The sequence below is a fragment of the Novosphingobium sp. ERN07 genome (genome assembly GCF_012641335.1).
Taxonomy (GTDB): Bacteria; Pseudomonadota; Alphaproteobacteria; order Sphingomonadales; family Sphingomonadaceae; genus Novosphingobium.
In genome coordinates this window covers 33838-48166 of the sequence record NZ_JABAID010000006.1, presented here as the reverse complement: position 1 = coordinate 48166, position 14329 = coordinate 33838, and the positions used below count along the sequence as shown (strand labels likewise).

General features: G+C 64.1%; 10 protein-coding genes and 1 riboswitch. Of the genes, 7 read left to right on the top strand and 3 right to left on the bottom strand.

Going from position 1 to position 14329, the window contains the following annotated elements; genetic code table 11:
- Window positions 1-41 precede the first annotated feature (41 nt).
- The 3 genes from HGI47_RS10190 to HGI47_RS10180 form a co-directional block, all read right to left on the bottom strand.
- The gene (locus HGI47_RS10190) at window positions 42-1004 is read right to left on the bottom strand and encodes an iron ABC transporter permease (protein WP_168852671.1); all 963 of its coding nucleotides are present in this window, start codon (window positions 1002-1004) and stop codon (window positions 42-44) included.
- Window positions 1001-1882, bottom strand: a complete 882-nt coding sequence (locus HGI47_RS10185) for an ABC transporter substrate-binding protein (protein WP_370521682.1) — start codon at window positions 1880-1882, stop codon at window positions 1001-1003. The genes HGI47_RS10190 and HGI47_RS10185 overlap by 4 nt, the downstream gene beginning before the upstream one ends.
- A 170-nt stretch (window positions 1883-2052) precedes the next feature.
- Entirely contained in the window at window positions 2053-3984 is a 1932-nt protein-coding gene (locus HGI47_RS10180; RefSeq protein ID WP_206066117.1) for a TonB-dependent siderophore receptor, read from the bottom strand.
- Window positions 3985-4052: 68 nt separating this feature from the next.
- A riboswitch (cobalamin riboswitch) is annotated at window positions 4053-4250 on the bottom strand.
- Between the two features lie 166 nt (window positions 4251-4416).
- On the opposite strand from HGI47_RS10180, the gene HGI47_RS10175 reads away from it, so the two are divergent.
- The 7 genes from HGI47_RS10175 (at window position 4417) to lpdA (ending at window position 14315) form a co-directional block, all read left to right on the top strand.
- Window positions 4417-5640 carry a cell wall hydrolase gene (locus HGI47_RS10175; protein WP_168852669.1) on the top strand — a complete coding sequence of 408 codons (1224 nt, stop codon included), beginning with the start codon at window positions 4417-4419 and terminating at the stop codon, window positions 5638-5640.
- A gap of 200 nt (window positions 5641-5840) precedes the next feature.
- Entirely contained in the window at window positions 5841-6110 is a 270-nt protein-coding gene (locus tag HGI47_RS10170) for a hypothetical protein (RefSeq protein ID WP_168852668.1), read from the top strand.
- 376 nt (window positions 6111-6486) lie between these two features.
- Window positions 6487-7449: a malate dehydrogenase gene (mdh, locus tag HGI47_RS10165; RefSeq protein WP_168852667.1), complete on the top strand. Its 963-nt coding sequence runs from the start codon at window positions 6487-6489 to the stop codon at window positions 7447-7449.
- A 115-nt stretch (window positions 7450-7564) separates the two neighbouring features.
- Window positions 7565-8455: a succinate--CoA ligase subunit alpha gene (gene sucD / locus HGI47_RS10160; RefSeq protein WP_168852666.1), complete on the top strand. Its 891-nt coding sequence runs from the start codon at window positions 7565-7567 to the stop codon at window positions 8453-8455.
- Between the two features lie 224 nt (window positions 8456-8679).
- Window positions 8680-11532, top strand: a complete 2853-nt coding sequence (locus HGI47_RS10155; RefSeq protein WP_168852665.1) for a 2-oxoglutarate dehydrogenase E1 component — start codon at window positions 8680-8682, stop codon at window positions 11530-11532.
- A 28-nt stretch (window positions 11533-11560) separates the two neighbouring features.
- Window positions 11561-12793 (top strand): 2-oxoglutarate dehydrogenase complex dihydrolipoyllysine-residue succinyltransferase, encoded by a 1233-nt coding sequence (gene odhB / locus HGI47_RS10150; RefSeq protein ID WP_168852664.1) that lies wholly within the window; start codon window positions 11561-11563, stop codon window positions 12791-12793.
- Between the two features lie 121 nt (window positions 12794-12914).
- Entirely contained in the window at window positions 12915-14315 is a 1401-nt protein-coding gene (gene lpdA, locus HGI47_RS10145; RefSeq protein ID WP_168852663.1) for a dihydrolipoyl dehydrogenase, read from the top strand.
- The last annotated feature ends 14 nt before the right edge of the window (window positions 14316-14329 follow it).

Below are 14329 nucleotides of genomic sequence, written 5' to 3'. Positions count from 1 at the left end.
GGGGAGCACTGCCTTTCGGTCGGCAAGTGAAATGGCTGCCATCACGCGATCTCCCGGCGCATCTTGAGCAGGAGGCGCAGGAAGAATGGCGCTCCGGCAAGGCTCAGCGAGATGCCGAGGCGCAGTTCGCCGCCCTTGAGCGGCATGATCCGGCAAAGGCAATCAGCGAGCAGAAGCAGCAGCGCGCCCGCCAGAGCGCTGGGGAGCAGCGTGGAAGACGGGCGCTGGTCTGTGAACGGGCGAACCATGTGCGGCACCATCAGGCCGACGAAGCCGATCATTCCCGCCACCGCAACGCCGCTGCCAACGATCAGGCCAATGGCGGCGACCATCAGCCAGAGCAGGCGCGCCGGATCGACACCGAGCGAGCGGGCGGCGGCCTCTCCCAATGCCAGCGCATCCAGCGCGGGTGCGGCGCGCCACAGCACGACGAGGCCAACAAAGGTGAGCGGAGCGGCAAGGCGCACTTCGGCCCAGCCACGATCTGCCAGCGCTCCCATCAGCCACGTGACGATCTCTGACAGGGCGAAGGGATTGGGAGAGAGGCTGATAGCGAGGCTGGTGAGCGCACCTGCAAGGCTGGCGACCATCATGCCAGCCAGCGTGAACAACGCGATGCCACCGGCACGCCCGGCGATCAGCGCGAGCAGGCCCATTGCCCCCCCTGCCCCGATCAGCGCAAACAGCGGGAGCGTGATGCCTTGCGCGGCATAGCCAGTGTAGAACGAGAGGACTGCGCCCAGCGCCGCTGCGGGCGCTATGCCGAACAGGCCGGGGTCGGCCAGCGGATTGCGCAGATAGCCCTGCATTGCGGCCCCCGCCGCGCCTAGGCCTGCGCCAAGTGTGAGCGCGAGGACAGCGCGGGGCAGGCGCAATTCCATCAGAATCGCGGTGGCGTTGGGCACGGGGGGGCTGAACGGGCTTATCCACACTTGCCCGGCGAGGAGCGAGAGCGGGATGGCCAGTATGAGGGCGGTGAGGAGGAAGCGGATGGGGCGGGTCATTGCTTCGCCCCCTCCACCATCTGCGATGGTCCCCCTCCCCGTTCCGGGGAGGAATTGCGTATTTGCGCTAGCCTTCGGGCTGCAGCGATCAGGGTGGGGCCGCCGCAGTAGAGAAGTTTGGAATCGAACGTGGCGCGGCGGGTGCTTTTGAGGGCCTTGAGCGCGGGGTGCGACAGCACGCGGTCATCGCCTTTTCCGGTTTCGGCAGTTTGCCCGGCCATGAGGATCAGTTCGGGCGGGTCGGCCAGCATCCGTTCCAGCGGGAGCAGATCGGCCTGCCCCAGCCCGCGCGCGGCGGCAAAGTTGGTGAAGCCGGTACGGCGGAGCATGTCGGCAATCAGCGTGCCGTCGCCGGGAACCATGCCGCCCGATTGCCAGACGACGGTGGGGATGGGCGTTGTGCCTGAGGGTGGCGCGGCAGATGACAGCGCAGCATCAATGCGGGCGATCAGGGCATCGCCGCGTTGCGGATGACCGGCGAGCGTGGCGATCTGGCGGATTTGGGCATGACTTTCCGCCACGGTCATGGCCATGCCGATGCGTTCGAGGCGGAGGCCAAGGCGGCTGTAGGCGCTGGCCGTTGCAGGATCGGTAAAAGTGCTGCCGAGGACGACGTCAGGCTTGAGCGCCAGCACTTCTTCCACGGTGCCGCGCGTGGCGGGGAAGCGGCTGGCTTGGCTTGCATCCATCGAGGATGCGCGCGGATCGTGGCTGTAGTACGAGATGGCGAGGATCTGCGCCGGGTCTGCCACTTCGGCAAGGACCGCGTCGGTGCAGGGGTTGAGGCTGACGATGGTTGGGTGTTTGCGCGTGACGTTTTGAGGGGTGGCGCTGCTTTGGGGGATGCAGCTGGCGGTGAGGAGGGCTGCGGACAGCACCACCCCCCGGCCCCCTCCTCTCAAGAGGAGGGGGAGTAGGGTTGCGGCCCATTTGCGCGTCCCCGCGCAGGCGGGGACCTCGGGCCGTTTACGCCAGCGTTCCGTAACACGCCTGAGGCCCCCGCTTTCGCGGGGGAGCAGGGTTTTGGATCGAGGCGTTGTAGCTGCCATCAGTAGCGGGCGCGGATGCCGATATAGGCGGAGCGGCCCCAGGTGCCGTACGTGGCGACGGTCTGGTAGGCCTGATCGAACAGGTTTTCGACGCGGCCATAGAGTTCGACACGTTCGGTCACCGGGAAGCTGGCGCGCACGGTTGTCAACGCATAGCCATCAAGGCGCGTGGCGTTTGAGGCATTGTCAAAGCTGTCTCCCACCAGACGCAGGTCGGCGCCAAGGGTGAGGCCTGCCAGCGGTGTTGTCCAGTCGCTCGACAGCGTAAGCGCGTGGGTGGGGCGGCGGGGCAGATACTTGCCAAAGTTCGCCGTGCCTGCGGTGCGGTTTTCGGTTTCGAGGTAGGTGTAGGCGGCCTGCAGATGCAGGTTCTCGGTCGGGCGTGCGCCGAGTTCGGCTTCGACGCCCTGCGCACGGGCAAGGCCCACGTTGTCATACAGACCGAAGGGTCGCGTGGCGCAGGCGTTGAGGCTGGCGCAGGATACGAAGATGATCAGATTGCGGCTATCGCGACGGAACAGCGTGGCCGAGGCGTGGAGTGGCGCGTTGCGGTTGCCCCATTCAAGGCCTGCGTCATAGCTCTTGCTGCGTTCGGGCTGGAGCGCAGCGTTACCGTATGTCGAGAGCAGGTTGTAGAGCGTGGGGGCGCGGAAGCCTTCACCATAGGAGGCGCGCAGGCGCAGGTTTTCGACCAGTTCGAACGAGCCGTTTGCGCCGAAAGTCCACGCCGTGCCGAAGCGGCTGTGATCATCAACGCGCACGCCGGCGGCAAGGCTGGCCCGGCCATTGCTCCAGCCGAGCAGCGCGTGGCCGCTGGTGAGGTTTGCCTTGGCTTCAGCGTCGAACGTGCTGGAAAATCGGGTCCATTCGCTGTCCGCACCGAAATCGAGCGTGAAGCTGGCGGGCAGGTTCAGGCGACCGGTCAGGTCGGCGCGTTCGGAGCGGCCTTCATAGCCATAAGAGGGGGCGGTGCCGAAGGTGGGATCGAAGTAATCGCGCTTCGTATCGGAAATGGCGAAGCCGGTGTTCAGCGTGAGCGCATCGGAGGTGTAGCGCAGGCCGACGCGGCCCGATGCCTGGCGGGTGTCCTGATATTCAGGCGTATCGCCAAAGATGAGATAGGTGGGCGGGCCGAAACCGTCGATCTGGGTGCGGGTATCGGCATAGCGCGCGGTGGCGACGACGGCGAGCTGGTCGGTCAGGTTGACGCGCCCCTTGCCGCCAACGCGCCACTGGCGGAAGCCGTCGGGTTCGGTGCCGGCAGCGGCGGCAGACACGCCATCGGTGCGGCTGTAACCGCCGTTGAGCGTGAGCGCGGCGCGGTCTGTCGAGAGGCCTGCGACGGCATCGGCGGTCCAGCTTTCGTTCGCGCCATATTCGGCGCTGGCTTCAACGCCGTTCAGTTCGCGCGACTGGATGGCGATCACGCCGCCGATGGCCGCGCTGCCCCAGACGACCGAGTTGGAGCCGCGCAGCACGTCGATCCGCTCAACCCCGCCGGGGGTCAGCGTGCCGAAATCGAAGCCGGCTGACGGGGCAGAAACGTCTTCCACGCGGACGCCGTCGACGAGGACCAACACCTGTTCGGCATCGGAACCGCGCAGGCGCACGCTGGTGAAGCTGCCGGGACCGCCGTTGCGGGTAAAGGTCAGGCCGGGGACACGTTCGAGCACGCGGGTAATGTCAGGGCCTTGGATCGACTGGATTTCGTCTGCCGTGATGACGGTGACGGGCTGGCCGAGGCGGCTGAGCAGGGTTTCGCTGCCGGTGGCGATGACGGTGATGGCGTCCGAACGGGGACGGTCCGGGCCGATCATGATGTCGTCGGCGTCCTGTGCGAAGGCAGATGACGCAAAAGCAAAGGCAGAAACGCAAAGCAGGTACTTGTTCACAAGACGGTCCTCAGGCCACGAACGGTTACTGCCGTTCATGGCGAGAGGTGCGCTGGGCCATGCAATAGGCGCGCCTCGTCGCGTGCGCCCGGTACACCCCGCCCGGTCGCGGAACGACTACCATCGGCAGGTCTCCTGGCTCCCGGGTCATCGCTCGTCGCCCGCCTTCCCAGCGCGAGTAGACCCGCACCAGTGGCATCAATGGGCGACGCGCTATCCGGTTACAGTTGCGGGGGCAGCGCCGGATTGGAACCGGCTTCCCTCTCAGCCCGCAAGGAGCGGGCACCGTTGGCGTCTGCCCGGCCCCTAGCGGGAACTTTGCTGTACTGCAACGGCGAGAATGGTCTTTGGGGCAGGTTAACCGGATCGAAGGGGGATGTGCCGCATCGGGACAGCGGGAAAAGCGCGGATGCGCGCGGGGACCCAAAGGATTAGCGGGATAGAGGAATTACCGGGATTTTCGCTGCCACCATGCCTCTTGAGATCGCCTATCGGCCGATTGTGCTGCCCGCCTCCGCGCGGGAAGGTGCGATCGTGTCTGGCCCGGTAATGGTAGCAGAGCCGCAACCCCGCGATTTTGCAGGCCGCATCCGACGGCGTGACATGCGCTCCATCCGGCGCGCTCTACGCGCACCATCAGTGATGCGGCAGCGGTTGGCGGGCGTGGCGATGTTCGGGCTGCTGGCCACGGTGCTGGGGCCGATTGGCTGGGGCGAGCCGGGCGGCGTTCAGGCCGCGACTGCGCGCGTGCAGATGGCCGGGCTGCAACCGTTCGAACGCGGGGGCGACAGCTTTCCGGGATCGGCGTTCTACTGGCTGGATGCGGAAGGCAGCGGGCTGATCGAGCCGACCGAGGCGCAAGCCAAGTGGGATCAGAGCAAGAGCGATGCCGACATCGGTACTGGACGCCCGATTCTGGCCACCGGCACGAGCGAAGACCGTTGGCGTGCTTTGCAGTGCCTGACCACCGCGATCTACTACGAAGCGGCGAGCGAGCCGGACGCCGGGCAGCGCGCGGTTGCCCAAGTGGTGTTGAACCGCGTGGCGCATCCGGCTTGGCCGAACACGGTGTGCGGTGTAGTCTATCAAGGGTCGGAACGCCCCGGATGCCAGTTCTCGTTCGCGTGCGACGGATCGCTGGCGCGCAAGCCGATGAAGGCGTTCTGGGACCGCGCGCGGCGAGTGGCAGCCGATGCGCTGGCGGGCAACGTCTATGCACCGGTCGGCCTTGCCACGCACTATCACACAACAGCGGTGCATCCTTATTGGGCGCCGAGCCTTGCCTTTATCGGCACGATTGGTGCGCACCGGTTCTACAACTGGGCGGGCGCTGCCGGTAAGCCATCGGCCTTTACCGCGCGTTATGCCGGGAGCGAGCCGATCGCCGCGCCGCATCCGCGCACATGGACGCCCTCGCCCGCAGACATTGCCGATCCGCTGGCGCTGGAAAAGGCGTTCGAGGCGGGCAAGATCGCGGCGGCAGCAACCATTGCGGATGCCCCTGCCCCCGCATATGCTGCGCCCCTTTTGCAGCGCGGCGGCGATGCCGTGTTCCGGGCGCAGGGATTGCCGGGCCTTGCAGCGCCGGGTGCAAACTCAACCTCGCGCGCGGGCGAGGCTCCGGCTTCGGGCAGCGGATCGGTGCTGCCGGGGCACGAAAGCGCAAGCCAGTGGATCGCGCAGCCGGGAGCCTGAGCGCTCAACACAGCTTGCCGCAAAAGCCTTTCGTATAAGGTGATTACCGCTTCCTTTACCCTGTCATCGAACACACTCTTAGTCCGCATTGCGTAGAGCGGTGGCTGTGGAGAGCAGTCCGGGGCGTTTTTCGGGCTGCTGAGGAGAAGCGACGGAATATGGTGCGATTTGCCCCTCGATACGGAATAATTTCCCCCTGCATGGCGCGCCCCGTGCTGGGGCGGCATTTGCGGGCGGTGAACGACAATGCGGAAGGCTGGAGCGGATCGTGGGCGCAGCAAAGCGATGCGCTCGACACCGCGCTGCGACTGTTTGCTGCGCACGGCTTTTCGGCGGCAGCAAGGGCGCGCGATGCGGCAGCGATCGCAGAGGCCGGCGGCGATACGACCCGCAGCGGCTTTTGGCTGGAAGTCTGCAATACGCTCGACCGGCGGATGGCACGCGACTTCAAGGCGCGACGGCATAGCTGATTTCCCCGACCTGCGGAGAGGAACCAAAAAAGCCCCGGTGGAAACGCCGGGGCTTTTTCGATGGGTTGTACAGATTGTGCTCCCCCGCGCCTCAGGCGTGTTACGCAACCCTACAGCAAGCCTCCTGAGGCCCCCGCCTGCGCGGGCTAGCAGACTACAAGACATGGCGCCGCCCTGTCACTTTTGCTATTGCGAACTGTTATCGCAAAAACCCGGAAACTAGCCGTTTTTCGCGGTTGCATTCGTCTGCACGCGGGCTTAGGGGCCGAGTCATTCTGCCAGAACTTTCCTGTCTCGCGGGGCACGGGAGGGCTTGGGCGAAAGCTCTACTGGCATCTGTATGCTTGTCCCCGCGCACGGAAAAGGACCGTAGAGCATGGCACGCAAGAAGATCGCGCTTATCGGCGCAGGCAATATCGGGGGCACGCTGGCCCACCTCGCCGCCCAGAAGGAACTGGGTGATATCGTCCTGTTCGACGTGGTGGAAGGCGTGCCGCAGGGCAAGGCGCTCGACCTGTCGCAGTGCGGCCCGGTCGAAGGCTTCGACGCCAAGATCACCGGCACCAACGACTATGCCGACATCGCCGGTGCAGACGTGATCATCGTGACGGCAGGCGTTGCCCGCAAGCCGGGCATGAGCCGTGACGACCTGCTGGGTATCAACCTGAAGGTGATGAAGGCCGTGGGCGAAGGCATTGCCGCCAACGCACCCGACGCTTTCGTCATCTGCATCACCAACCCGCTCGACGCGATGGTGTGGGCGCTGCGCGAATTTTCCGGCCTGCCACACAACAAGGTCGTCGGCATGGCTGGCGTGCTCGATTCGGCCCGCTTCAGCACTTTCCTTGCATGGGAATTCGGCGTTTCGATTCGCGACGTGAACACCTTCGTGCTCGGCGGTCACGGCGATACGATGGTTCCGGTGACCCAGTATTCGACCGTCAACGGCATCCCCGTTCCCGATCTGGTCAAGATGGGCCTGTCCACTCAGGAAAACATCGACGCCATCGTGCAGCGCACCCGTTCGGGCGGCGGCGAAATCGTCGGCCTGCTCAAGACCGGTTCGGCATTCTATGCGCCTGCCGCATCGGGCATCGCGATGGCTGAAGCCTACCTCAACGACCAGAAGCGCATCCTGCCTTGCGCCGCCTATGTCGATGGCCAGTATGGCGTTGACGGCCTTTACGTCGGCGTGCCGGTGATGATCGGCGCGAACGGCGTGGAAAAGGTGATCGAGATCGAACTCGACGATGAAGCCAAGGGCAACCTTCAGGTTTCGGTCGATGCGGTCAAGGAACTGCTGGACGCCTGCAAGGGCATCGATCCCAGCCTCGCCTGATTTTCTGACACGATTTGACAGTTGCGCCTCATCCTCCCCTGGGGCCACCTGACTGCAGAGCCTTCCTTCACGCAAATCTGGCGCGTGACGGAAGGCAGCACCGGAAAGGAACGACATGAGCATTCTCGTCGACAAGAACACAAAGGTCATCACCCAGGGGATGACCGGCAAGACCGGCAGCTTCCACACGCAGGCCGCGCTGGATTACGGCACGCAGATGGTTGGCGGCGTGACGCCTGGCAAGGGCGGCACCGACCACATCGGCCTGCCCCAGTTCAACACCGTGGCCGAAGCCAAGGCTGCGACTGGCGCGACCGCATCGTGCATCTACGTGCCGCCTTCGGGCTGCGCCGACGCGATCCTCGAAGCGATCGACGCCGAGATGGAACTGATCGTGGCGATCACCGAAGGCGTTCCGGTGCTGGACATGGTGAAGGTAAAGCGCGCCCTTTCGGGTTCGAAGAGCCGCCTGATCGGCCCGAACTGCCCCGGCGTGCTGACGCCGAACCAGTGCAAGATCGGCATCATGCCGGGTTCGATCTTCAAGGAAGGTTCGGTCGGCGTTGTTTCGCGTTCGGGCACGCTGACCTATGAAGCTGTGTTCCAGACCTCGGCCATCGGCCTTGGCCAGACCACGGCTGTGGGCATCGGCGGCGATCCGGTGAACGGCACCAACTTCATCGACGTGCTGGAACTGTTCCTTGCCGACGACGCCACCAAGTCGATCATCATGATCGGTGAAATCGGCGGCGATGCGGAAGAACAGGCCGCGCAGTTTCTGATCGACGAAGCCAAGCGTGGCCGCAAGAAGCCGATGGCTGGCTTCATCGCGGGCCGCACGGCACCTCCGGGCCGCCGCATGGGCCATGCTGGCGCTATCGTTTCGGGCGGCAAGGGCGATGCGGAAAGCAAGATCGCGGCGATGGAAGCTGCTGGAATCAAGGTTTCGTCCTCGCCTTCGCTTCTGGGCGAAACGCTGGCCGAAGTGCTGAAAGAGCGCGTCTGATCGCGCAGATGCTACCGCCCGGATAGGCAACCTTGCGTAGGGGGCTGCCGGGCGGTTGCTTCAAGTTTTTCCGGTAGGCGGCTGAAACGACAAATGGCCTGCCGTATTCATGGATTTTTGTGCGTTGGCCTGTTCAGCGCGCCGGAAGGGTCGGTTCCGCATGAAGTGCGGGACGGAGAATTGTCCGAAGCCCCCATCCTCCCCGGGGGGACAAGGAGTTGGTAATGGGTTCTGAACTGCACGATTTTGATGTCGATCCTTCGCAGGAAGGTCCGCAGCCCGGCCCTTCGTGGGCAAGCAAGCGCTGGCCGATCACCGATGCCGCCGCTGGCGATGACCTGACGCAGGCGATGGACCCGATGGCGCTCAAGCTCGCTATCGGAAAGTCCGCGAAGAAGGCCGGCGCGCCGCTTGATGAAGGCGCGCTGCAGCAGGCCGCGATGGATTCCATCCGCGCGATGACGCTGATCCGCACCTATCGCGTGCGTGGGCACCTTGCCGCCGATCTCGATCCGCTGGGTCTTGCGCGCCAGAAGCTGCCTGCCGACATTTCGCCCGAATACCACGGCTTCGCCGCGGCCGACATGAACCGCAAAGTCTATATCGGTGGCGTGCTGGGCCTTGAATGGGCGACACTGAACGAGCTGGTGGCGATCCTGCGCGCGAATTATTGCGGGCACATCGGCTTTGAATACATGCACATTGCCGACGTGGAGGAGCGCCGCTTCATCCAGGACCGCATCGAAGGCGGCGACAAGTCCGTAGACTTCACCCCCAATGGCAAGAAGGCGATCCTTGCCGCCGTGGTGCGTGGTGAGCAGTACGAAAAGTTTCTCGGCAAGAAGTACGTCGGCACCAAGCGCTTTGGCCTCGACGGTGGAGAATCGATGATTCCCGCGCTGGAAGCCGTGATCAAGTATGGCGGCCAGCTGGGCGTGCGCGAAATCGTTTATGGCATGGCCCACCGTGGCCGTCTGAACGTGCTGGCCAACGTGATGGCCAAGCCGTATCGCGTGATCTTCCACGAATTTTCAGGTGGCACCGCCAACCCGCAGGATGTGGGCGGTTCGGGCGACGTGAAGTATCACCTCGGCACCAGCACCGACCGCGAGTTTGACGGGACGAAGGTGCACATGAGCCTTGTGCCCAACCCTTCGCACCTTGAAACGGTGGACCCGATCGTGCTGGGCAAGGTTCGGGCGCAGCAGGTTTTCCGCGATGATATCGGTGACGATGTCGGCCCCGATGCGCGCCACAAGCAGGTGCTGCCGGTGCTGATCCACGGCGACGCGGCCTTTGCAGGCCAGGGCATTGTGTGGGAATGCTTCGGCCTTTCTGGCGTGCGCGGTTATAACACCGGCGGCTGCATCCACTTCATCATCAACAACCAGATCGGCTTCACCACCAGCCCGCAGTTCTCGCGCGGGTCGCCCTATCCTTCGGACGTGGCGAAGGGCGTTCAGGCCCCAATCCTGCACGTGAATGGCGATGATCCCGAAGCCGTGACCTTCGCCTGCAAGATGGCGATCGATTACCGCCAGAAGTTTGGCCGCGATATCGTGGTGGACATGTGGTGCTATCGCCGCTTCGGCCACAACGAAGGCGACGAGCCGTCGTTCACGCAGCCGCTGATGTATGCCAAGATTCGCCAGCATCCGGGCGTGAGCGACATCTACGCCAAGCGCCTTGTGGCCGAGGGCGTAATCGACGCCAACTACAAGGGCGAGATCGAAAGCCACTTCACCGCGACGCTGGAAACCGAGTTCGAAGCGTCCAAGGGCTACAAGGCCAACGAGGCCGATTGGTTCGGCGGTCGCTGGTCGGGGCTGAACAAGCCTGCCGATCCGGTTACCGCGCGCCGCAACGTGCCCACCGGCATCGACCAGAAACTGTTCGACAGCCTTGGCCGCACGCTGACCACGGTGCCCGACGACCTGACCGTCCACAAGACGCTGGGCCGCGTGATCGACGCCAAGCGCGAGATGTTCGCCACCGGTCAAGGCTTCGACTGGGCAACCGGTGAAGCGCTCGCTTTCGGCAGCCTCGTCACCGAAGGTTATGGGGTGCGTCTTTCCGGGCAGGACTGCGGGCGCGGCACGTTCAGCCAGCGCCATGCGGTGTGGGTCGATCAGAAGGATGAGCGCAAGTTCGTGCCGCTGAAAACGCTGCCGCACGGCACGTTCGAAGTGCTGGATTCCACGCTTTCGGAATATGGCGTGCTGGGCTTCGAATATGGCTATGCCAGCGCCGACCCGAAGAGCCTTGTGCTGTGGGAAGCGCAGTTTGGCGATTTCGCCAACGGCGCGCAGATCGTGATCGACCAGTACATTGCCGCATCCGAAGCCAAGTGGCTGCGCGCCAATGGCCTCGTCATGCTGCTGCCGCACGGCTACGAAGGTCAGGGACCGGAGCACTCGTCTGCCCGCATGGAGCGTTATCTGCAGCTTTGCGCTGAAGACAACATCCAGGTGTGCAACATCACCACCCCGGCCAACTACTTCCACGTGCTTCGCCGGCAGATGCACCGCCCGTTCCGCAAGCCGCTGATCATCATGACGCCCAAAAGCCTGCTGCGCCATCCGCTGGCAAAGTCGGTCGCTTCGGACTTCATCGGTGATGGGCACTTCATGCGCATCCTGTCCGACACCAATCCGTCGTCAGACAAGGACACGAAGCGCGTGGTGCTGTGTTCGGGCAAGGTCGCCTATGACCTGATCGAAGCGCGCGATGCAGCCGGGATCACCGATACGCAGATCATCCGTCTCGAACAGCTCTACCCCTTCCCCGGCGAACCGCTGGCCCTGCGCCTTTCGCGCATGAACAATCTGGAAGAAGTGGTGTGGTGTCAGGAGGAGCCGCGGAACAACGGTTCGTGGTTCTTCGTTGAACCGCTGATCGAGGAATCGCTCAAGGCTGCCAAGAGCAAGGTCGAACGCCCGCGCTATGCCGGACGCCATGCCGCCGCATCGCCTGCAACGGGCCTCGCCAGCCGTCACGCCAGCGAACAGGGCGCGCTTGTCGCCGATGCGCTGGGTCTTTCGGTGCGTGGTGAAATCCGTCGCCAAAAGAAGAACTGATTTTCCTTCTCCCCGAGGAACATGAATTATGTCGATTGAAGTAAAGGTTCCGACGCTGGGTGAAAGCGTCAGTGAAGCAACCGTTGGCCAGTGGCTGAAGAAGCCCGGCGAAGCCGTGGCGCTGGACGAGCCAATTGTCAGCCTCGAGACCGACAAGGTTGCGGTCGAAGTGCCGGCACCTGCCGCGGGCGTGCTGGGCGCGCTGGTGGCGAACGAGGGCGATACGGTTTCGGTCGGCGCGCTGCTCGCGCTGATTGAGGACAGCGTGGCGGCTGCGGGCGCACAGGCCCCTGCCCCGCGCACCGAAGCGCCGGTTGCGCCTGCTTCGGCTTCGGAAGCGCCTGCTCCTGCACCTTCGGGCGAAGCTGCCGCCCTTTCGCCTGCCGTGCGCCGGGCGGTTCTGGAATACGGCATCGATCCTTCGACCGTGAAGGGCACCGGCAAGGACGGCCGTCTGACCAAGGAAGACGTGATGGCTGCCGCTGCCGCCAAGCAGGCATCGCCTGCCGCTGCGGTTTCGGCTCCTGCTGCTGCGCCTGCCGCGTCCGCCCCTGCTGCGGGTCGCAACGAAGAGCGCGTGAAGATGACGCGCCTGCGCCAGACCATCGCCAAGCGCCTGAAGAGCGCGCAGGAAACCGCCGCCTTGCTCACCACGTTCAATGACGTGGACATGAGCGCGGTGATGGAAGCGCGCAACAAGTACAAGGACGTGTTCGAAAAGAAGCACGGCGTGAAGCTGGGCTTCATGTCGTTCTTCGCCAAGGCATCGGTTCTGGCGCTGAAGGATATCCCTTCGGTCAACGCGCAGATCCAGGGCGATGAGATCGTCTACTTCGACTACGTGGACATCTCTGTCGCCGTCTCGGCCCCGAACGGGCTGGTCGTGCCGGTGGTCCGCGATGTCGACAAGATGAGCTTTGCCGACATCGAAAAATCCATCGCGAACTACGGCAAGGCCGCGCGCGATGGCACGCTGACGATGGCCGACATGGCAGGCGGCACGTTCACCATCTCAAACGGCGGTGTGTTCGGCGGGCTTATGTCCACTCCGATCATCAACCCGCCGCAGTCGGCCGTGCTCGGCCTGCACCGTATCGAAGACCGCCCGGTCGTCCGCAATGGCGAGATCGTGGTGCGCCCGATGATGTACATCGCGCTGTCTTACGACCACCGTATCATTGACGGACGCGAGGCCGTGACGGCACTCAAGACCATCAAGGAAGCGATCGAAGATCCGACGCGGTTGCTGATCGACCTTTGATTTTGATGTTGTGCAGCATCCTTCGACAGGCTCAGGATGAGCGGGTGTTGTGCTTGTGACTTGAATCCAAAGCCGCTCATGCCGAGCTTGTCGAAGCATGGTCGCGCAACGGAGGCCGAAAATGGCTGAATACGATTACGATGTCCTTGTCATCGGTGCCGGTCCGGGCGGCTATGTCGCGGCGATCCGTGCGGCGCAACTGGGCCTCAAGACGGCCTGTGCCGAAGGGCGCGAAACGCTGGGCGGAACCTGCCTGAACGTGGGTTGCATTCCTTCGAAGGCACTACTGCACGGGTCGGAAAAGTTCGACGAAGCGGTGAACGGCACTTTTGCGGGTTACGGCATCAAGACCGGCAAGATCGAACTCGATCTCGACGCGATGCTCGCGCAGAAATCGGATTCGGTGAAGGGTCTGACGCAGGGCATCGAGTTCCTGTTCAAGAAGAACAAGGTGACCTGGCTGAAAGGTTACGCCAACTTCGAAGACGCGCACACGGTGACCGTGGCGGGGCAGAAGGTTTCTGCCAAGAACATCGTGATCGCCACGGGTTCGAGCGTCACCCCGCTGCCGGGCGTGACCGTCGACAACGACGCAGGCGTGATCGTGGACAGCACCGGTGCGCTGAGCCTCAAGAAGGTGCCGGATCATCTTGTGGTGATCGGCGGCGGCGTGATCGGGCTGGAACTGGGTTCGGTCTGGCGTCGTCTGGGGGCGAAGGTGACGGTCGTGGAATTCCTCGACCAGTTGCTGCCCGGCATGGACGGCGACGTGCGCAAGGAAGCCGCCAAGATCTTCAAGAAGCAGGGCATGGACCTGAAGCTTTCGACGAAGGTTACCGGCGTTGCGGTCGACGGCGGCAAAGCCACTCTTACCGTCGAACCTTCAAAGGGTGGCGATGCAGCGACCATCGAAGCCGATTGTGTGCTGGTGGCGATTGGCCGCCGTCCGAATGTGGACGGTCTTGGCCTCGACAAGATCGGGCTGGAGCTGAACGCGCGCGGGCAGATCGAAACTGACCACAACTTTGCCACCAAGGTCGACGGCGTGTGGGCCATCGGTGACGTAATCCCCGGCCCGATGCTGGCGCACAAGGCCGAGGACGAAGGCATTGCCGTGGCCGAGAACATCGCTGGCCTGACCGGCATCGTGAACCACGACATCATTCCGGGCGTGGTCTACACCATGCCGGAATTCGCGGGCGTGGGGCTGACCGAAGAAGCCGCCAAGGAACGCGGCGAGATCAAGGTCGGCAAGTTCCCGATGATGGCGAACAGCCGCGCCAAGACCAACCACGAACCGGACGGTTTCGTGAAGGTCATCTCCGACGCCAAGACCGACCGCGTGCTGGGCGTGTGGTGCATCGCCAGCGTTGCCGGCACGATGATCGCACAGGCCGCGCAGGCAATGGAATTCGGCGCGACGAGTGAAGACATCGCCTACACCTGCCACGCGCACCCGACTCATTCGGAAGCGCTGAAGGAAGCCGCGATGGCGGTGACGGGCAAGCCGATCCATATGTGATCGCCCGGCATCGA

Coding starts and splice junctions, on each gene's coding strand:
- HGI47_RS10155 (WP_168852665.1), top strand. CDS start 8,680: ATGGGTTCTGAACTGCACGATTTTGATGTCGATCCTTCGCAGGAAGGT.
- sucD (WP_168852666.1), top strand. CDS start 7,565: ATGAGCATTCTCGTCGACAAGAACACAAAGGTCATCACCCAGGGGATG.
- lpdA (WP_168852663.1), top strand. CDS start 12,915: ATGGCTGAATACGATTACGATGTCCTTGTCATCGGTGCCGGTCCGGGC.
- mdh (WP_168852667.1), top strand. CDS start 6,487: ATGGCACGCAAGAAGATCGCGCTTATCGGCGCAGGCAATATCGGGGGC.
- HGI47_RS10190 (WP_168852671.1), bottom strand. CDS start 1,004: ATGACCCGCCCCATCCGCTTCCTCCTCACCGCCCTCATACTGGCCATC.
- HGI47_RS10170 (WP_168852668.1), top strand. CDS start 5,841: ATGGCGCGCCCCGTGCTGGGGCGGCATTTGCGGGCGGTGAACGACAAT.
- HGI47_RS10180 (WP_206066117.1), bottom strand. CDS start 3,984: ATGAACGGCAGTAACCGTTCGTGGCCTGAGGACCGTCTTGTGAACAAG.
- HGI47_RS10175 (WP_168852669.1), top strand. CDS start 4,417: ATGCCTCTTGAGATCGCCTATCGGCCGATTGTGCTGCCCGCCTCCGCG.
- odhB (WP_168852664.1), top strand. CDS start 11,561: ATGTCGATTGAAGTAAAGGTTCCGACGCTGGGTGAAAGCGTCAGTGAA.